Annotated in this window: 15 protein-coding genes and 2 pseudogenes; 7 read left to right on the top strand and 10 right to left on the bottom strand. The window is 68.0% G+C overall.

The window, feature by feature from the left end; all coding sequences use genetic code 11:
- Positions 1–50: 50 nt before the first annotated feature.
- The gene (locus J7I98_RS17710; RefSeq protein ID WP_214921831.1) at positions 51–1,505 is read right to left on the bottom strand and encodes a SulP family inorganic anion transporter; all 1,455 of its coding nucleotides are present in this window, start codon (positions 1,503–1,505) and stop codon (positions 51–53) included.
- A gap of 116 nt (positions 1,506–1,621) precedes the next feature.
- Positions 1,622–2,215 carry a carbonic anhydrase gene (locus J7I98_RS17705; RefSeq protein ID WP_214921689.1) on the bottom strand — a complete coding sequence of 198 codons (594 nt, stop codon included), beginning with the start codon at positions 2,213–2,215 and terminating at the stop codon, positions 1,622–1,624.
- A gap of 718 nt (positions 2,216–2,933) precedes the next feature.
- Here J7I98_RS17705 and J7I98_RS17700 point away from each other — a divergent pair.
- The 3 genes from J7I98_RS17700 to J7I98_RS17690 all read left to right on the top strand — a co-directional run bounded on the left by J7I98_RS17700 (position 2,934) and on the right by J7I98_RS17690 (position 7,731).
- Entirely contained in the window at positions 2,934–3,518 is a 585-nt protein-coding gene (locus tag J7I98_RS17700) for a GNAT family N-acetyltransferase (RefSeq protein ID WP_214921688.1), read from the top strand.
- A 439-nt stretch (positions 3,519–3,957) separates the two neighbouring features.
- Complete coding sequence (locus J7I98_RS17695; protein WP_214921687.1) at positions 3,958–5,844, top strand: glyoxal oxidase; 1,887 nt, start codon at positions 3,958–3,960, stop codon at positions 5,842–5,844.
- Between the two features lie 54 nt (positions 5,845–5,898).
- Positions 5,899–7,731 (top strand): Dyp-type peroxidase, encoded by a 1,833-nt coding sequence (locus J7I98_RS17690; RefSeq protein WP_251020803.1) that lies wholly within the window; start codon positions 5,899–5,901, stop codon positions 7,729–7,731.
- Between the two features lie 194 nt (positions 7,732–7,925).
- Here the strand turns inward: J7I98_RS17690 and J7I98_RS17685 are convergent, their stop codons facing one another.
- Entirely contained in the window at positions 7,926–9,308 is a 1,383-nt protein-coding gene (locus J7I98_RS17685; RefSeq protein WP_214921686.1) for a hypothetical protein, read from the bottom strand.
- Between the two features lie 141 nt (positions 9,309–9,449).
- On the opposite strand from J7I98_RS17685, the pseudogene J7I98_RS42910 reads away from it, so the two are divergent.
- Positions 9,450–9,734: pseudogene (locus tag J7I98_RS42910) on the top strand (transposase); the annotation flags it as partial.
- A gap of 330 nt (positions 9,735–10,064) precedes the next feature.
- Positions 10,065–10,886 (top strand): YhjD/YihY/BrkB family envelope integrity protein, encoded by an 822-nt coding sequence (locus tag J7I98_RS17680; RefSeq protein ID WP_214921685.1) that lies wholly within the window; start codon positions 10,065–10,067, stop codon positions 10,884–10,886.
- A gap of 91 nt (positions 10,887–10,977) precedes the next feature.
- On the opposite strand, the gene J7I98_RS17675 is transcribed toward J7I98_RS17680, so the two are convergent.
- From J7I98_RS17675 to J7I98_RS17655, 5 genes are all read right to left on the bottom strand, one after another.
- Complete coding sequence (locus tag J7I98_RS17675) at positions 10,978–11,871, bottom strand: NAD(P)-dependent oxidoreductase (RefSeq protein WP_214921684.1); 894 nt, start codon at positions 11,869–11,871, stop codon at positions 10,978–10,980.
- A gap of 567 nt (positions 11,872–12,438) precedes the next feature.
- Positions 12,439–13,440, bottom strand: coding sequence for an alpha/beta fold hydrolase (locus J7I98_RS17670; RefSeq protein WP_251020802.1), 1,002 nt, complete (start codon positions 13,438–13,440; stop codon positions 12,439–12,441).
- 171 nt (positions 13,441–13,611) lie between these two features.
- Positions 13,612–14,208, bottom strand: coding sequence for a DUF2867 domain-containing protein (locus J7I98_RS17665; RefSeq protein WP_214921683.1), 597 nt, complete (start codon positions 14,206–14,208; stop codon positions 13,612–13,614).
- Positions 14,209–14,225: 17 nt separating this feature from the next.
- Positions 14,226–14,852, bottom strand: a complete 627-nt coding sequence (locus J7I98_RS17660; protein WP_214921682.1) for a TetR/AcrR family transcriptional regulator — start codon at positions 14,850–14,852, stop codon at positions 14,226–14,228.
- Between the two features lie 12 nt (positions 14,853–14,864).
- Complete coding sequence (locus tag J7I98_RS17655) at positions 14,865–15,314, bottom strand: DUF2867 domain-containing protein (protein ID WP_214921681.1); 450 nt, start codon at positions 15,312–15,314, stop codon at positions 14,865–14,867.
- 663 nt (positions 15,315–15,977) lie between these two features.
- Here J7I98_RS17655 and nadE point away from each other — a divergent pair.
- Positions 15,978–16,808, top strand: coding sequence for an ammonia-dependent NAD(+) synthetase (nadE, locus tag J7I98_RS17650; RefSeq protein WP_214921680.1), 831 nt, complete (start codon positions 15,978–15,980; stop codon positions 16,806–16,808).
- 272 nt (positions 16,809–17,080) lie between these two features.
- Here the strand turns inward: nadE and J7I98_RS17645 are convergent.
- Positions 17,081–17,224 (bottom strand): annotated as a pseudogene (locus tag J7I98_RS17645) (IS5/IS1182 family transposase); the annotation flags it as partial.
- Positions 17,225–17,385: 161 nt separating this feature from the next.
- Positions 17,386–17,733, bottom strand: coding sequence for a hypothetical protein (locus J7I98_RS17640; protein ID WP_214921679.1), 348 nt, complete (start codon positions 17,731–17,733; stop codon positions 17,386–17,388).
- Positions 17,734–18,035: 302 nt separating this feature from the next.
- On the opposite strand from J7I98_RS17640, the gene J7I98_RS17635 reads away from it, so the two are divergent.
- On the top strand, positions 18,036–18,500 hold the full coding sequence (locus tag J7I98_RS17635) for an SRPBCC family protein (protein ID WP_214921678.1): 465 nt from the start codon (positions 18,036–18,038) through the stop codon (positions 18,498–18,500).
- Positions 18,501–18,531: the final 31 nt, after the last annotated feature.

Raw genomic sequence — 18,531 nt, 5'->3', positions numbered from 1 at the left:
TACGGCGGCCGGTCAAGGATGCCGTACGGCCCGGGCTGTACTGGTTGCTGTCAGGCCGCGGGCATCAGCACGCGGGTGGCCCCTTCCTCCTTGTTGTGCCGGTCGGCCCAGTTGGCGAGCGCCGTACTGCACGCGTGATCGAGGTGCCGCAGGTCGAGCAGGTCGAGCTCGATGTGCCGGTCCTTCGGCAGTCCTTCGAGGGTGTCGAGGATCCGGGGCAGGCGGAGGAAAGTCGCGTTGCCGGAGAGGACCACACGCAGGGGTCCGTTCCGGTCAGAGCCTTCATGCACCTGCACGTGGACGTGCGACGTCTCCCACGCCGTCTTCGCGACAGCGAGCAGCAGCCCGGCCAGCACGCCCTCGAACATGTTCGTCGCGACAATGGCGACCGCCGTCGCCACCAGGATCAATGCCTCCCCGCGGTGCTCGCGCCACAGTGGCCCGAGCTCCTTCAGTGGGATGAGCTTCCAGCCGGAGAAGACCAGAATCCCGGCGAGCGAGGCGACCGGTATGAGGCCGAGCGCAGCGGGCACCAACGCCGCGAAGAGCAGCAGCCATACGCCGTGCAGCACCCGTGACGCCTTGGTCCGGGCACCCGCTTGCACATTGGCCGCGCTGCGCACGATGACCGCGGTCATCGGCAGTGCCCCGAGGGCCCCGCACAAGGCGTTGCCCGCGCCCTGCGCCATCAGCTCCTTGTCGTAGTCGGTGCCGGGACCGCTGTGCAGCCGGTCGACGGCGGCGGCGCTGAACAGACTCTCCGCCGACGCGATGAGCGTGATGGCGACGACCGTGCCGATCGCCCCGACCACTCCGACATCCGTGATCCTGCCGAGGTCGTCGAGGGACGGTGGCCGGATCGCGCCCAACAGTCCCTGTACGTCGACCCGCTTCACGGGCAGTGCGAACAGCGCCACGACGGAGGTGGTCAGAGCCACGGCGGCCAGCGGTGCGGGGACCAGCCGGACCTTCGGCGGCAGATGTTTCCACAGGGCCATCAGTACGACGGTGACCGCGCCGAGAGCGAATGCGGTCAGCGCCTCGGGGGAGCGGGCCGTACGGATGAGCAGATCGGGCAGCCCCAACAGGTTGGCCGGGCCCGAGCCGGGCGCCTTCGAGTCAGCCATGGCGTAGAGCTGACCGGCGATCAGTACGAGGCCGATTCCGGCCAGCATCCCTTCCACGACAGCGATGGAGATGGCGCGGAACCAGCGGCCCAGCCGCAGCGCACCCATGGCGAGCTGGAGCACGCCCGCCGTCAGGACGAAGACGCCCAGGGCCCCGAGTCCGAATTCGGTGACGGCTTCGAGGACCAGGACGGTCAGCCCCGCGGCGGGTCCGCTGACCTGGAGGCTGCTGCCGGGGAGCAACCCGGTGAGGAGCCCGCCGACGATGCCGGTGACCAGGCCCAGTTCGGCCGGGACGCCGGAGGCCACGGCCACGCCGACGCACAGCGGCAGGGCGACCAGGAAGACGACGACGGACGCGGTGAGATCGGATCGCAGTGTCGAGGCGGAAGGCCGTTCGGTGCGCGGTGGCGCCGCTCGTCGGTGGCGTCCACGGTTCGCGCGTTCGGAGTTCCCGGGTTCGTGGTTCCCGCGTTCGCGGGTGTCGGCGGCGCTCACAGCGGAAGAAACGCGTCGTCGTGCGCCCGGTGGACGAGCACGGAGCCGGTGTGTATCTCGTAGAACCAGCCGTGCAGGCTCAGTCGTCCTTGCGCGGCCCGGCGGGCGACGCACGGGTAGTCGCGCAACCGCTGGAGCTGGCGCAGCACATGGTGCTGGACGGCCTCCGCGATGGCGGGGCACGAGGGGTCGGTGAAGAGGGGCGGGGGAGACGCACTCTCCAGCCAGCCGCGGACCGCGGGTACGGCGGAGAGGTCTTCGCGGCGCACCATCGCGCCGACGGCACCGCAGTGGGAGTGGCCGCAGACGACGATGTCGGCGACGCCGAGCACCTCGACGGCGTACTCGATGGTGGCCGCCTCGCTCGAGTGCCGGCCGGGGTCGTGTTCGGGGATGATGCTGCCCGCCGTGCGGAGTTCGAAGAGCTCGCCGGGACGGGCGCCGGTGATCAGGGAGGGGATCACCCGCGAATCGGAGCAGGTGATGAACAGCGCTTGGGGGGACTGGCCGTCCGCGAGGCGGCCGAACTCCTCGGCGCGCGCGGCGGCCCGGTGCCGGAAGGCGCGGGCATTCTTCATGAGCATGTGCATGGGGGTGTTCCTCCAGCGCGCCCAGGGCGCGAGGTGGGGAGCCGTCATGTCGGATCAGAGGTGGGGGGAGTGGACGGATCGATCAGAGACGGAGCGTCTGCAGTACGGCGGCCGTGCTGCGGGGCGCTGTCCGGTGGGACCGGGAGCCGTTGCCCCGTGCACCGGGGAGGCGGCAGCGCCGCCGTCACCTGCCGGGGCCGGGGGAAGGCCGATCGCCTGTGGGCGGGGCCTGGGCGGTCGGCGGGCTGTTGGGCCGGCCGCCATTACGAGGGGGCAGCTGGTCCGCAGGATCCTGATCGTCCCGCAGAGCAGCAGGACCGCGATCGACAGGCTCCACAGTGGGGCAAGTGCGCCCGGTGCTGCGTTTCGCTGTGCCACGGTCCCTCCCGACTTGGCCATAGAGGATTGGTCCAACTGGCCAGTAACTCCAGCCTCTTGAGTCACTGTGACACCACGACGGCGTAAAAGTCAGTGATTCGTTAAACATTCGTGAGCGTCACACCTCTTGACAGTCGCCACATGGCGGAGATACCGCGGGTCACCCCAGCTGAGGCGCTGATCGCGTCCGGCATTCCCGCAGCCTCTGAACCGCGCACGCTCCGCGCCCGCGCGACTGCCGCACCTCGGGCCCGTGACGGATGCGACGGGAAGGGCCTCGGCCACCCACGACGCCTGTGGTGCGCACGGGAGTGCGTGCGCGGGCGTTTAACGTACGGGGATGATTTCTGAACCCCGGCCTGTCGTGGACGGCATCGTTCTTCGTCCTGCGGTTGTTTCCGACGCCGGGGCGCTTGCCGCTGCGCTGGTTCGCAGTCGGGCGTACATGCGGCCCTGGGAGCCCGATCGGCCGGACGCGTTTTATACGGCGGAGGGGCAGGCTGCCCGGCTTGCCGAGCGGTTGGCGGAGCCGGCGGCGGGACGGGTCGTGCCCTGGCTCCTCGCGGACGGGGATGAAATCGTCGGCGGCCTTACCCTCTCCAACATCGCACTGGGCCCGTTCCGCAGCGCCAACCTCGGCTACTGGATCGACGTAACCCGTACCGGCCGCGGTCTCGCCACCGCAGCCGTCGAGGAGGTGTGCCGGGCCGCGCGTGACGACCTCGGCCTGCACCGCCCCGAAGCGGGCACCGTCCTCGCCAACGCCGCATCCCAACGCGTACTCGTCAAATGCGGATTCGAAGAGATCGGGATCGCGCCGAGCTACCTCCACATCAACGGCGAGTGGCGCGACCACAAGCTCTTCCAGCGGGTTCTGCACAATCAGGCGCCCACGCAAGGGGCCACAGGCCGAGCAGGTCACTGAGCACGGCGCGACGGGCTCACGAAACGGACGCGCCTCCCTCGCACGCCTGTAGTGGTCGAGGTGCCGCAAGCACGGTACTTGGGCCCGGACGACGCAAGCCATAGAGGCGCGCTCCCGGCCAGGATCCGCTCTCCGCCGCAGGTCAAACCACATCGCACCGCAGAATTGATTTTCTTTCAATCGCAAGGGTGGTTCGGCGAAGCGACTGTTGCGAGCGGTACCGGTGTCGCCTCTACGTTGATGGCGTCCCCCTCTGCATCCGACCTGGCAGCCCATGCCAGTTCGATCGCCGCGCGCTGATTCACGGCGTGTGGCAGATCGCATCGCTGTGCCTATTTTTCGCATTCAGTCATGTATGGCCATTTCCGCTTGCATACAGCCCCCGCCGGAACCGCGGAACGGTCGTGCATGCGGAGGCCGTCAGGCCATGAGGAGTCCCATGTCACGACCACGACTGTCCAGGCTGATTTCGGCATGCGCCGTCATCTCCGCCCTGACCGCCCCCCTCACCATCTCCCTCCCCGCCGCTGCCCACGACAGCGGTTCAGGACACAGCGCGTCAGGAAGTCATTCCGTCTCCCGGGAGAAGGAGCCCGACACCGGCAAAGTCACGGTGGACAAGGCCGAGGCCGCTGTCCTCGGCCAGGAGCACGCCGAGACGCACGCCCAGGCTCGTATGCGGGCCGAGGACCTCGGCGACTACCCGCAGCCCATGCGGACGGGGCGTCTGGAGTCACTCACCAAATCGCAGGCGTCGCACAACGCCAAGTTCAGCGCGCGGGAGTACGGGGCCTTCAAGGAATACTTTCCGTCCCCCGACTTCGGCGTACACGTGGCCCAACTCCCCACCGGCAAGGTCTTGCTGTTCTCGTTCGAGAGGGTCGAGACCAACCCGACGAAGGAGACCGCCCCCACCCAAGTCATCGGCAAGGCGAACGCGGGCCGGGCGTATCTCTGGGACCCTGCCAAGGGCAGCGGTGAAGACGCCTTCAAGAAGGTCACGCCACCCACCATCATGATGCCGGACGGCAAGAACGAAGCGCGGCCCGCGCCGTTCTTCTGTGCAGGCCACGCCTTCCTGCCCAATGGGATGTTGGGCGTCTTCGGCGGCAATCTCGGCGGCAACCACGGCTCCGGCGCCAAGCTGTCTCTCGTCTTCGACCCCTGGACCGAATCGTGGTCGCTCAACGAGCAGATGTCCGTGGGACGTTGGTATCCCAGCGCCGTCACCGGCCCCGACGGGCGGATTCTCATCATGTCCGGGCAGTCGGAGCTCGGCTGGGGAACGCCCACGCCCATCGTGGAGCGTTTCCCGGCGCTGAACCATCCGGTCCCGACGACCAAGGCCGACGTTCCCAGGAACGTGCCGGTGGACGTCTTCAAGGCGGACGCCCCGTTCAAGCACGACTATCCGCATCTGTTCTCCCTGCGTGACGGCATGATCTACGGGCTCGGCCGCGATCACGACCAGCAGTGGCTGTTCGATCCCGTCGCGGAGACCCGTACGAGCCTGGCTGCGCGGCCCGACAAGTTCATGCGCAACTACGGCTCCGCGGTGCCGCTGCCCGCCGGTTTCAAGGGCCCCAACTCCGTCCTGGTGCTCGGCGGCAACCGGGACGACCCGAACACGTACCAGCTCGCCGGCGGCAAGTGGAAGACGAAGGAGGCACGGGCCTTCGGCCGTACGCAGGACGACACTCTGATCCTGCCGGACGGCAACCTCCTCACCGTCAACGGTTCCTATGACATCCGCGACTACGGCAACGGTCAGTACAACCCCAACGCCGACCTGAAGTACCGGCAGACCGAGATGCGCGACGAGGGCGGCGACTGGAAGCTCGGGCCCGCCCAGCGGCTGCCGCGCGGCTACCACTCCAACGCCGTGGTCCTGCCCGACGGCCGCATCATGGTCACCGGCGACGAGGCCCAGCAGATCGCCAACGACCCCGACATCAGCGACGACATGGACGGCAGCATCGAGATCTACGAGCCTGCCTACCTGCACAACGGCGAACGCCCCGACCTCACGGCCGTACCCCGGCGCACACTCGGCTACGACTCCCGGTTCAGGGTGCTCACTTCAGCCCCCGACGACGTCAAGCGAGCCGTCCTGCTGGCGCCCACGACGGCGACCCACTCCGTGAACTTCAGCCAGCGCCATCTCGAAGTCCGTATCAAGAGCCGCGGCGACGGAGCACTCGAACTGCAGGCGCCGCCCTCGGCGGAAGCTGCGCCTCCGGGCTACTACATGCTCTTCCTCCTCAACGAGGAGGGCGTGCCCAGCACGGCCAAGTTCGTGTCCTTCGGTCCGCCCAATGCCACGTGACAACCGGGGTCGGAGCTCGACACAGGAATCACATCCCGAGGAACCGGAGGCAGAATGACGGACCTGGCACTGCGGAAGAGCACGGAAATTCAGGGTGATGTGCTCGCCGGCTTCAAGAAAGACCACGTACAGCTGCTGTTCCTGAAGTTCGACGACGCGATGCGGGCGCGCACCTGGCTGCGGCGCCTGAAGCCGCGTATCGCCACGACCAGGCAGGTCGCGGCGTTCAACGCCGCCTTCAGCGAGGCGCGCAGAAACACCGGGGGTGACGACCCCAGGGCTCTCACCGCCGTATGGCGCAGCGTCAGCTTCACTTACGGCGGCATGCGGACGCTGACGGGCAAGGAGCCCTTCCCCGAGACCTCGGACGGCACGACACAGCACGCGTTCAAGCAGGGTTCCGCCGTGCGGGCGGGAATGCTCGGGGACACCGGGGAAAGCTCCCCGGAGAACTGGCTCTTCGGCGACAGCAACGCGCAGCCCGTCCACGCGGTACTCACCATCGCGGCCGACAAGGTTGAGGAGCTGCGGTCGGCCCTCGCCCAGGAGCGGCAGGAAGCCTCCATCCACAAGGTGGTGATCATCTTCGAGCAGGACGGAGGGACCCTCGCGGGAGACCGGCGGGGCAAGGAGCACTTCGGCTTCAAGGACGGCATCAGCGAGCCGGCCGTGAAGGGATTCGACCCGCCCGACCCTGAGCGCCCCGAGTGGAAGAGGGGCAGCCCGGGCACCCGGATCGTCCCGGCCGGCGAATTCGTCATCGGTGAGGAGACGGTCTGCGGCACGCCCTCCGGTCTTCCGGACTGGGCGAAGAACGGCTCGTTCCATGTCGTGCGCCGGCTCGGCCAGGATGTTCCGGGCTGGTGGGCACAGATCGGGGCGCGGCTGAAGGAGCTGAAGAACGCGAAGGCCGTGCCCCCGGAGGCCACCACGGAATGGCTGGCAGCCCGTATGGTCGGGCGCTGGCGTTCCGGCACGCCCGTGGCGAAGTGTCCGCACGCCGACATGTCCTCCGACCCGGAATCGGCGAACGACAACAACATCAGCTTCGCGAACGACCTGGAAGGGGAGATCACCCCGCTGTTCTCCCACCTCCGCCAGACCAACCCCCGCGACGGCCTCGCGCTGAAGAAGGGCGACACACCCGTCCCGGAGAACGGCAAGCTCGACGCCCGGCGCATCATGCGTCGCGGCATCCCGTACGGCCTGCCCTTCGACCCTGCGGGAGCGGCCGGCCACGGGCCCGACGCCGCTCGCGGTCTGGTCTTCGTCAGTTACCAGGCCGACCTGGTCAGTCAATTCGAGTTCATCCAGAAGGACTGGGTCAACGATACGAACTTCCCGGAGCGCCGGCCCAAGGTCGGTGCGGACCCCATGATCGGTGTGACGACCGATGTCACCTTCGTGGGCAAGCAGGTGCGCTTCGAGCAGTTCGTACGGACCGAAGGAGCCGTGTACGCCTTCACGCCGTCGCTGTCGACCCTGGACCTTCTGGCCGACGGCAAGCTGTCGGGCGACGCGCCGAGGATCAAAAGCACTGTCACGGCGAACGGCAACCACGAGATCTCCGCCGTCTCCACTTTCTGCATCGGTGACGTCGTCGATGCGGGCAAGGCGAAGCTGACGCTCCAGGACGACGGCAGGCTCGTCGTCTTCGACGAGAACGAGGACCCCCGCTGGGCCTCGAAGAACCCCGCCACGAAGGGCGCTCGTGCCGTCTTCCAGGAGGACGGCAACCTTGTGATCTACACGCCGGACAACCAGCCGGTGTGGGCCTCGGTGACCCATGGCCACCCGGGCGCCAAGCTCGCGGTCCAGGCCGACGGCAACGTGGTGATCTACGACCGCAATGGCACCCCCATCTGGAACACCAAGACCCAGCACTGACAGGGCACTGCTCACCCGAACAGAACAGCCCGCCGGAGGACCGGCGGGCTGTTCCGCGCTGCCGAAGCGGCGTGCCCGTTCTGGAAAAGCAGGTGTGGGCCGACGACTTCGACATGTGTACGGACCGCTTCGGCACTAACTGGCTGTCAACTTCAGTGAGTAGTAGGCCTGATCAAGATCTGCAGCGGGGGGTTTCAGGTGACGGCGCCGTCACCCTGTGCCAGCAGCCACTCGCGGTGCAGGGCGCCCAGGGGGATGCGGTGCTGGAGGATGGGGGTGCCGAAGATGGACAGTTGGAGTTGAAGCCATCCCGTCAGATCCACGCCGCCGTAGAGCTTCCACGCCCCGACGGCGGATCCGGGTGTGGCGACGGCGGTGGCTTCCCCTCGTAGGTACGGGGCCACAACGCCGGTGACGCCGACCGCACCGTACAGCCCGACACTGGCCTCCGCACCGAGGGCGGCCTTCACCTTGCCGGCCGCGGTCACCTTCGCCTGTACCGGGGTGCTGGTGATGTCGGAGGTGCTGACCGGCTTCCAGCCGCCCGCCTTTGTGTAGCTGCCGCCGATCCGGAAGCCGCCCTTGAGGTCCTGCTTGACGTCGACGGTGACCGTGCCGTCCGCCTCCACCTGGACGTACGCCGTGAGGTCGAGGTTCACCACGACCGGCACCGGCCCGACCTGGATCACGGGATCGGCGTGCAGCTTGGCGAAGGGAATCCGCACCGGCTTGCCGCCCGCGACGGCCTTGCCCTTCAGCGACCACTGCGACGACCAGTCACCGGTGAGCCCGAGGAATGCGCTGTCCGGAGCGATGACGGAGGAACCGTCGTAGGAGAACTCGACCTTGGGGGCCAACTGCACATGGCCCGCGACCGCCGCCGCCCCCGACAACGGGGCACCCTCCGTGACCGGGAGCGGGGCCGACGCCCCGACGTCGATCCGCAGGCTTCCGAGGGGCACCTTCGCGCCCTCGGGGCCCACATGCACGTTTCCTGCCTTGGCCCAGGAGACCTTCACTCCCTGGACCAGCGGCTCGACGTCGAAGCTCGCCGGATCGACCGGGACCGTGCCGTTGGCCTTGTCGTCACCGAGCAGCGCGCCGAGCGTCGCCGCTTCGGTGCGGACCTCGGTGCCCTTCTCGGTCTTGCCGGCCACCTCGGTGACCTTGGCGAGCAAACCGTCGGGTGCCCCGGGCGCGGGCCCGCTGGCGATGACGTCACCGACGGCTGGGGTGTTCTCGTCAGGACCGGTTGCCGAAGTCGGCTTCTTGGTCCCGGATATGACTGCTCGTCGACTGCCCGGATCGTAAGACGCCACCTTCAGCGGCGACTTCTGCGCCTCTCCGTCCCCGGCAACCCGAGCGACGGCGGTCGGCTGTTCGTCGGGTGCCCCTGCCACGGGGAGCTGCCGCGAGGGGCTGGGGTCCGGATGCGGGACGCTGGTGGGATGCGGTGCTTGTGCACTGTCGGCCGCCGGGGACGGCGACGCCTGGGGCCCGGCCGAACAGCCCGTGGAGAGCAGGGAAATGGAGGCCAGAGTCGCTAACAGAGCGTTTCTGGCAGAGAACTTACGCACGTGGGAATCCTCGGAGCGTGGTGGGGGATACGCACAACAGGGATGGGACTCGCGGATACCAACGAGTAACAACCGGCCGTACGATCCCACATGCATCACGGGCACCGCCACTCGGTCCCTCCGCCACGCCGTCGTCCCGGCCTCGCCCGTCCGCCGGCGGCCGTCCTCCGGCGGCCATGGGAGAAGCCGGCGCCACCGAACAGACTCACTCCCGCGCGGGTCCGGCGTGGGTTTCGGAACCTGCGCACGACGGCCGCATCCCCAGCCAGTGCACCAAAACCTTCCCTTCCAGGCCCTGGACGGCCCCGGCTCGAAAGACCGATACCCGGCAGCTCGTGATGACGTGAGACGAGTCCTCGCGACGGGCCAGGCATTCAGCCGCCCCACCATCACGAAGTGGGCGCGAAGCCACGGCGTATGGGCTGACTGTCCGGCCCACGTGACCGCTCAGAAGGGCAGGGAGAGGCCCACCTTCGGCCACCGGCCCTTTGTGCTGGTCATGGCACGACCCTATTCAGCGTCCTGTCAGACCCGAGCTTCCGGAGACGGACGGACCTCAAGTAACAAGCTGAGCTCTTCGTTTACGTCTGGGGTCGAACGGCGCTTCGAACTTGACCCACGTTTCGTGCAGTTCAGCGGACATGAGGGCGGCCTTCGCCAGATCCTTTGCCCTTTGCCCTTTCAGGATATTGGGGGACCTCTGCGTCGCGCCCTCGCGCGGTGACGTATCGACCGTGGTAGTCGACAGACATGCGAATGACCAGTGCCGCAGGCCCGTCTTCTCTCTTCGCACGGCTACGCCGTGTGATCAGCCGTTCACCAGTCGGACGCGGATGGAGGCGGAGCAGCGATCTCGACCTGTGGCAGCGTTCGCTGGGCTTCGCCGCGCTCGGGATCCTGACGCTGGTGCCCCTGCTGATCATTGTCTCCTCGGCCGACCCGGAGCATGGGCGGGGCTTCGCGCAGTGGCTGGGGGAGGGGCTCGGCGTGTCGACGGCTGCCAGAGAACAGGTGGAGCAGCTGTTCACCCCGCCCGGCCAGGCCTTGCGGACCACGACCGCGTTCGGCATTGTCGCGCTTGCCGTCTTCGGCCTGACCTTTGGGGCAGCAGTGCAGACAGGCTACGAGATGGTCTGGGATCTTCCCCCGGGGCGCTGGTGGGCCAGGTGGCGGCATGTGGTGTGGCTCGTCGTGCTCACCGGCTACCTCTTCGTCTCCGCGACCACCACGCTGCGGCGCGAGTCCCCGGCGGGCGCCTTCGCAGCATCGCTGAGCGCCGTCCTGTTCTTCTGGTGGTCGCAGCGCATGCTGCTCGGTGGGCGGGTCAGCTGGCGCGCCCTGTTGCCCGGCGCGGTGGCCACCGTGATCGGGCTGCTCGGTCTCAGGGTCTTCTCCCAGCTCGTCTTCTCGCCGTTGATCGCATCCAACGCGGTCACCTACGGTTCCTTCGGCACCGTCCTGGTCCTCCAGTCCTGGCTGGTCGGCGTGGGAGTTGTCGTCTTCGGCGGTGCGCTGGTCGGCCGTCTGCTGCACGAGGAGCTCCCACGCCTGGCACAAGCGATGAGACGGCGAGGATGAGTTGCGGCCCCGAAGACGGCACGCTCAGCCCCTATGTCTTCAGTTGGGCCGGCAGCACCTTCGTTCAGCAGACAGCGTCGTCCGCCCGCGCTCACTGCTTCCTGAAGTGCTCGATCAGACGCGAGTAGCTGTCCTTGGCATGGCCGTCTTCCACGGCCTTGTTTACGAGGCCGAGTGTGTAGCCGGGGAATTCGGCGTCGATGTTCCGTGCCCTGCTCTCGCGGACCAGGTCCTCGACCGAGGGCCGGTGGTGCTGGAGCGCTCCGTACTGCGTTGCGTACTCACTGCGGTCGACTTCGTCGGCGATCATCGGGAAGGATGCCAGGAGTGCGGCAACGGACGGGCCGGCGTCGTCCAAGAATCGCTTCACCTCGATGCCCTCGCTGGACAGCAGAGCGGCTGCGTGCAGGAATCCGTTGAGCGTGCCCCACATGGTGCCGTGCACGGCCATCCCGTACAGGGTCGGTACGCCGGCGTCGGCCGAGATCAGGGTTCCCCGGCCACCGATGAGCTGGAGCGCCGGCCGATAGTCGTCGTACACGGCGTCGGAGCCGCCGTAGAAGATCACCGTCTCCGCGCCCCCGATGCCCGGAGCGATCGTCATGATCTGCCCGTGGAGGTACTGCGCGCCCTGGTCCTTGACCCACTCGGCCACGGCCCTGGCCTCTGTTGATGTCCCGTCCGTGAGGTTGAGCACGGCGCGGCCGGAAAGTGTGTCACCCGATGATTCCAGAACCTCGCGGGCAATGGCATTGCCCTTCACGCTGACGACCACAAGAGGACTTGCGGCAACGGCGTCACGGACGGTTGCGGCCCGCTCGGCCCCCCTGGCGACCAGGGAGTCGGCTTTCTCCGGAGTACGGTTCCAGACCGTGGTCGGGTGCCGGCCATCCAGGAAGGCGCCGGCGAGTGCGAAGCCCATCTCGCCCAAACCGATCACGGTCACGGCCGGCTGGGCATCGGTTCGTTCTGAGGCAGTGTTCATTGAAGTCGTTCTCTCCCAGGTTGCAGTGGTCCCAGCCCGTCCGGGCCGCCACGGGTGATGCGCGCAACGTCACGCTAGAACCTGAACCGCAATTGAGGTCAAGGGAGACCTCTGGAAGCCCCTTGGTCGCGGCCACGGGAGGCTGGGTCGATCCGCATGTATGACGAGATCGCCGGGAAGCTGTCGAGCGGCCGTCGGGCGTGCGGACGGTCGTTGTCCGGCTGGGGATCCGGTAGTTCTTCTGTGGCCGCGAGTTCTGCTCCCGACGGACGTTCGCCGAGCAGGTCGACGGCAGACAACCCACCCAGTGGGAGGGCGCGGAGATACACCCGCATCTGAGCGGGGGGGGGGCAGGCGGGCGGGCGCGTGGTGGGCCCGCCGGCCCGTCAACTCGGCGCGGATCGCGGTTTCCTCGTCCTCGCCGCACCAGCATGTCCAGGGGAGTTGGCCGCCGCCCCTGATGGCCGGTGGCTTCGACACACAGGGCGAAGACCACATGCGCGAGTACGGCGGGGTCGGGATCGCTGAGAGTGTGGCCCATCAGGCGTGCGGAAATACCTGGAACGCTCAGCGGCACATCCGCGCCACGAGCTCCAGTTCGTCCGCCCATACGGCCACATCCCGCGGACCAATGTGCGGCGCGGCCAGCGACCGTACGCGGAAGCGGTTGCGCGGCGTCGTCTCGTCCGCCTCGCGGATCATCAGGTCCTGCAGCGCCGGCGAGATCGAGCGGTCTTTGGTGAACCGCAGATATGTACGCGGCACCCGCCCCCACTTGTCCGGCAGCCCCCGGGCGTCGCCGGCCCCGATCGCCGCAGACTCGTCCGGCTCCAGAATGTTGAGGAGCGCTCGCACCTCGGCGTCCGGCCAGTCACTGGCCAGCGCTTCCTTCGCCGCCGCGAAGAAGGCGGGGTCACCGGAGCGCCAGTTGACCCGGCTGACACCGAGTTCCGGCGGCGTCTTGACACTGGGTATCCAGTACAGGGCGCTGGAGGACGCCTCCGGGGTCGTCATCAGCTGCAGCACCGAGGCGTGCTGCGTCGGGCAGAACGCGGAGGCGTACACCAAGTGGGAAATCAGCTCGGGCACTTGGTTGGCGACCGCGTTCACCGTCGCCCCGCCCAGGCTTTGGCCGACCAGGATCACAGGGCCGTTGCGGTACACGGCGCGCACGACGCCCACGACATGCGCCGCGAAGTCCGCCGGCGTCACCTTGGCGATCGGCGACGGCTCGGTGCGCAGCCGTTCCAGGTCCTGAGGGGCCTGGTAGGAGACCGGGAAGTATGCGCCGGGCCCGTGCCCGGGCAGGTCGACCGCGATCGCCCGGTGCCCGCGGCCCAGCTCGCCCAAGACCGCAGACCAGGCGTAGGAGTTGCTCCCGGAGCCGTGGACGAGGACGAAGGTGGGCGAGCCGCGCCGCCGCCCGTCCGCGTGCGCGACGGAGGCTCCCGCCCCCACCGCGGCGACCGCCCCCGCCCCGGCCACGGCCGCTTTCAGCACGCCGCGCCGCGACTGCCTGCCGGCGCCGACGATGTCACTCGTTTCGCTCCTGCCGCTCATGTCACTCATACGTCCGACTCTAGAAGTGGGCGCACACATGATCGGCTGATTTTGTCCAGTCCTTCTCGGTCAGCCTCCAGAGCCGAGGCGCGATGAGGCGTGCCTCTTTGACCGGCCGTTGATTCGTGGCTGGGCGTTGGCCTGCTGCGACGACGGACAGCAGGCTGAGGCGGGCATGGGCTACCTCTTCGTCGCCCGGGCCGTGCCGGCCTGCCAGTCCCGTTCGATCCCGCGCAGCATCGACGGGAACACGACCAGGCGTCGCAGTGGCGCGATCGCGGCCATGTACGCCTTCCCGATCAGGCCGTTGGGTTTCACCAGCACGGCCATCTGGCCGCGGCAGCCGCCGGTCTCGTCCTGGACCCAGCCCATGTGGATCAACGCGTGCACGGTCCGGTTGGCCGCCTCCGCCGCCCACTCGTCGTAGGTGAGGTAGAGCGAGGTGAACGGGCCCCCGCGGAATTCGGTTCCCGGTGGCGCGTCACGGAGGTCCGCCGGCAACCGGTCGCGCAGCGTCGGTACCCGGGAGCCGAGGCCGGAGTCAGGAGCGTCCCAGCCGAGGAGTTTCCCGAGTTTCCAACGGATTGCGAAGAGTGTGCGCGCGACGAGGGAGGGATTGTCCGACGTGTCGCCCGACACGAACTGTTGCACCAGCCGCGGGAAGTCGTCCGGGCCGCCGGGCGTCGACAACGCCCACACATCCTCGAGTCGGAAGTCGTGCGTGATCTCGTGGATGCGCCAGGGCTGGCAGGTGTGTGCGGTGGCCGGGAGTTTCATGTCGTGGTCCTCCGTGGTCAATGACGTGTGACAGCAAGGGGATCGAGTCCGAGTACGCCGGCGACGGTACGGGCCGCGAGCAGCTCGTCATGCCGTACCTGCCCTGCCAGCGCGATCACGGTCCCCTCGAGTGCGCCGACGAAGGCGAGTGCGACAGTTCTGGCCGGCGGGCCGGACGGGATCGTTGCAGCCTTGCGCCCGGCTTTGACCAGATGCTCGCAGAGCGTGATGAGCGTTGCGTAGCCCTCCTCCACCGAGCGCCCCACCGGATGGTCCTGACCGGAGAACTCAAGCCTCAGCGCGATCGCCACCCGCGCGATGTCGCGCCGGCAGAAGACGGCGTGACCGCGGGCAAGGGTGAGCAGCGCCGCGACGGGATCTTGCTCCTGCTCGACGAACCGGCCCACCTCCTGGTCCCAGGTCTCGTAGACCCACTCGGTCACGGCCAGGGTCAAGTCCTGTTTGTCCTTGAACTGGTGATAAAGCGCGCCGCGCGTGTACCCGGCGTCCTTGGCCACCTGCTCGAGCACGAGGTTGCCGTAGCCGTAGCGGGACAAGCCCCGCGCGGCCGACTCGAGCAGCGCGGTGCGGGTGCGCAGGCTGCGATTGGCCTGGGTCAACCTCTCCCGTGTCTCGTCACCCATGCCTTGCTCCGATCACTTGGCCGAGATCTTGCTGGTGATCAACTGCCGTGCCGCCCGCCGATGACCGATGCCGACGACCGCCCAGATGAGTCGAGCAAGCACCGGCCGCCGGTAGTGGAGAACGCTGGTGAACATTCTGCGAGTCGGCTCGACCCGACGCCCCACGAGGACTACGCGCATCAGTGGCAGGGACGTCTGGAGATGGACCACATCGGGGCCGGAGTCGATGACCCGGAAATCGCCCACCCGGTCCGCCGACTCCGCCGGCGCGCTGCGCATTCCCAGCAGCTCCGCGACCCGGTCCACCCACTTCGGGGTGGAGTCCAACCCGGCCCGGACCCAGGTTTCGGGCGAGTGCGGGTCCGGTTCGGACAGGCGAAGTTCGAAGGCATCGGCGTAGTCGTACCGCTGAGCGGTGGCGATCGGGTCGGTCACTTCGACTTGACGTACCTGTTGCGCCATGGCGTTCCTCCCTCTGGGTCCACTTCTTCGCATCATACATACGTGCATGCATGTACGTATGTGATTGGGGGACGGGGCCCTCCTGCCTCAGGCGAGCGGATCGCGGTGCCGAGGATGGGCGGACGGCCCTGGGTCCGTCGGCAGGTCTTCGACGGGATCTGGGGGGCGGCCCCGGACCCGGGGTCACTGTGGCGCGACGCGCCCGAGCGGTACGGGCCGTGGGGACCGCGTACTCGGTCTTCCGGCACTGGCAGATTGACGGCACCTGGGCCCGCATTCTCAACGAGCTGTGCCCGCGGTCATCCGCTGGTATTGCGAGCCCAGGGCTTGCGGCGTGTCCGGAGTGCCGCGGGGAAGGTGTGCAGCTCAGGGTCGGAGATTACTGTCGCGATCTCCTCGGCGTGCTCGACGTGGCGGGAGCAGGTCCAGCCGTCCCGTGGTGAGGGAACCGTCGGAGCCGGCTGGCGGCTGTACGGGCGTGCCTCCTGGTCCCAGCTGCAGCTCGGGACTGCCCGACGCCTTCCGGTCTGTTGATCATTCGGGAAGGTGCATCGTCCGGCCCACCCCTGTCCGCGGGCCTGGTCGTCGCGCGGCATAGAGTCGGGAGCGCGGAGTCCCTCTGCCCTCCGCTCTTGTCACCACGACCGACCACAAGGAGCAGCCGTGACCGACCCGGCGTCCAGCACCCTGCAGCAGGAGATCGCCCGCGATCTCCAGGTGTCCGAGAGTTTCGACCCGGAACTGGAGATCGAGCGCCGGGTGGCCTTCCTCGCCGAGCGGCTGACCTCGACGGGGCTGCGGTCGCTGGTTCTCGGTATCAGCGGTGGTGTGGATTCCACGACCGCGGGGCGGCTGTGCCAGCTCGCGGTGGAGCGGGCCCGTACCGCCGGGCACGACGCGACCTTCTATGCCATGCGTCTGCCGTACGGGGTCCAGGCGGACGAGAAGGACGCTCAGCTCGCCTTGGGCTTCATCAACGCCGATCGGGTCCTGACCGTGGACGTGAAGTCCGCGAGCGATGCCTCGCTGGCTGCTTCGCTGGCCGGTGGGGTGACCTTCCGGGACGCGCACCATCAGGACTTCGTGCAGGGCAACATCAAGGCCCGGCAGCGGATGATCGCGCAGTACGCGGTCGCGGGCGCGCACGACGGTCTGGTCGTGGGCACCGACCACGCGGCCGAGGCGGTCTCGGGGTTCTTCACGAAGTACGGAGACGGCGCGGCCGATGTCGTACCGCTGACGGGGCTGACCAAGCGCCGGGTGCGGGCCGTGGCGCAGACGCTGGGTGCCCCGGCCAAGCTGGTGTGGAAGACCCCGACGGCGGACCTGGAGACGCTCGATCCCGGCAAGCCCGACGAGGACGCCCTCGGGGTGACGTACGACGAGATCGACGACTTCCTGGAGGGCAAGCCCGTGGGCGAGCCGGCCTTTCAGTCGATCGTCCGCCGCTATCGCCTCACCGAGCACAAGCGCCAGCTGCCCGTCGCACCCTGAGCTTGAGCTTCAGGAGTTCTTCGCGGGGCTTGGCGCAGGTGAGTCCGGTGGCACCGATGATGAGCTTGTTGCTTGTCTTCGAGCTTCGAACGAGGGTCGGACTTGGGGCGGGTCTTAGCTGTTCACCGGCGGTGTAGGCGGCCTTCGCGCGATCGTGTGCCGAGGGCAGCTTTCATCCGAGACCCGGTGACGTCGCCCTGCGGCTCCTGCAGCCGGTGCCGGGCCCGCAGTCGGTAGTTTCCGACCGCTGCTTTCGCGCCGGACTCGCAGCAGTTCTTGGACTGCTCGGCGAGGATGTGGTCCCGGGTGGGAATCATGGTGCCGTCCACGATCAGCACGGTGTCCCGCCGGTCCCGTCGCCGCGGCTGCAGCGCCAGGTGCGGGTCGAGGTCGCCGGTGATCCGGTCGGCTGCACTTACCGTTCGCCGAGTGGGACAAGACCTTCGCCGCCCCCCCCGGCTCTGCACGGCCATCACCGACCGGATCGCCTACCGCTGCACACTCGTCGAGAGCGGTAACGACTCCTACCGGTTCGACGCGGCAGCGGGACCTGGTCGCCGACGCCTGGGAGCGTTCCTCACGGAATCGACGCATGAACGGGCAGAACTTCAACACTGTCGGGCTTCGGTGTCCCAGCCTCGCGGAGGTTCTGTTGGAACGCGGGATTTTCCATCATCGCGCGGAAGTCTTCCTCGGATTCCCACACGTCGACGACCACCATGCCATCGCGGGTCTTTGCGCATGTGTGCGAGATCCGGCGCGGCTGCTCTCTGGGGCTGGGATGCCGGAGCTCCTTGTCATACGCAGCGATCAGCTGGTCAGGATCGCCCTTCCACCGAAAGAGGATGAGGACCGGCACATGTACCTCCCAGGTAGTTGAGTAAGAGAAACCCAGCGTCTTTCTGTTGCCGCCGGCCAGAGCCATCGCATAACGAAGCCGGGCCGTTCTGAACCGCGCCTGTCAGGGGCACGGACCAAGAGGACCTGGGGCCACCAAAATTATCGGTCGCGCACGCATCGTTACCGCAGACAATTCCACCCCATCTCGGCACGGCCATACGTCACCCAATAGAGGTGGTTCTCATTCTGCGCGGAGGGAATTTGCGTCGAGACGATGCCGGGCGGTGGCCTCACCTGATGCTGCCGGGCATCGATATCTGGGCGCGTCGTGGCGGTTGCAACTCGGATGTCGGAGGTTCCTGCTCTTATAGAGAGCAGGAGGTCGCCATGGGTGATACGAAAATCGTCGTCGAGCGGCGGATCGCCGCGTCTGCCGAGCGGGTGTGGGAGGCACTCACCGATCTCGACGGCATGCCGTCGGTGCTCAGTGGTGTGGACCGGGTCGAGGTCCTCACCGAGGGCCCGTTCGCCGTGGGCACCCGCTGGCGCGAGACCCGACGGATGTTCGGCAAGGAAGCGACCGAGGAGATGCGCGTCACGGCGTGCGAACCGCCCTCCCGATACGTGGTCGAGGCCGATTCGCAGGGTACTCACTACGTCTCGGAGTTCGCTCTGTCCCCCGGCGGGCCGGATGCCACCAGCGTGCGGATGACCTTTGCCGCAGTACCACCCGGAGGCTTCGCCGGTCTGCTCGCCAAGCTCCTTGGCCCCCTCGGAGCCAAGGCGGTGGCCAAGGCCGTGGCGAAGGACCTCAGCGATGTCGCTGCCGCCGTGGAGTACTCCGCACACTGAACCGGTCACGATCTCGCGCCACCGTGAGGCG

Origin of the sequence: Streptomyces sp. ISL-98, from assembly GCF_018614055.1 — a bacterium.
Classification (GTDB): domain Bacteria; phylum Actinomycetota; class Actinomycetes; order Streptomycetales; family Streptomycetaceae; genus Streptomyces; species Streptomyces spiramyceticus.
The sequence above is the reverse complement of the archived record's forward strand: the minus strand, read 5'-3'. Positions and strand labels throughout refer to the sequence as shown.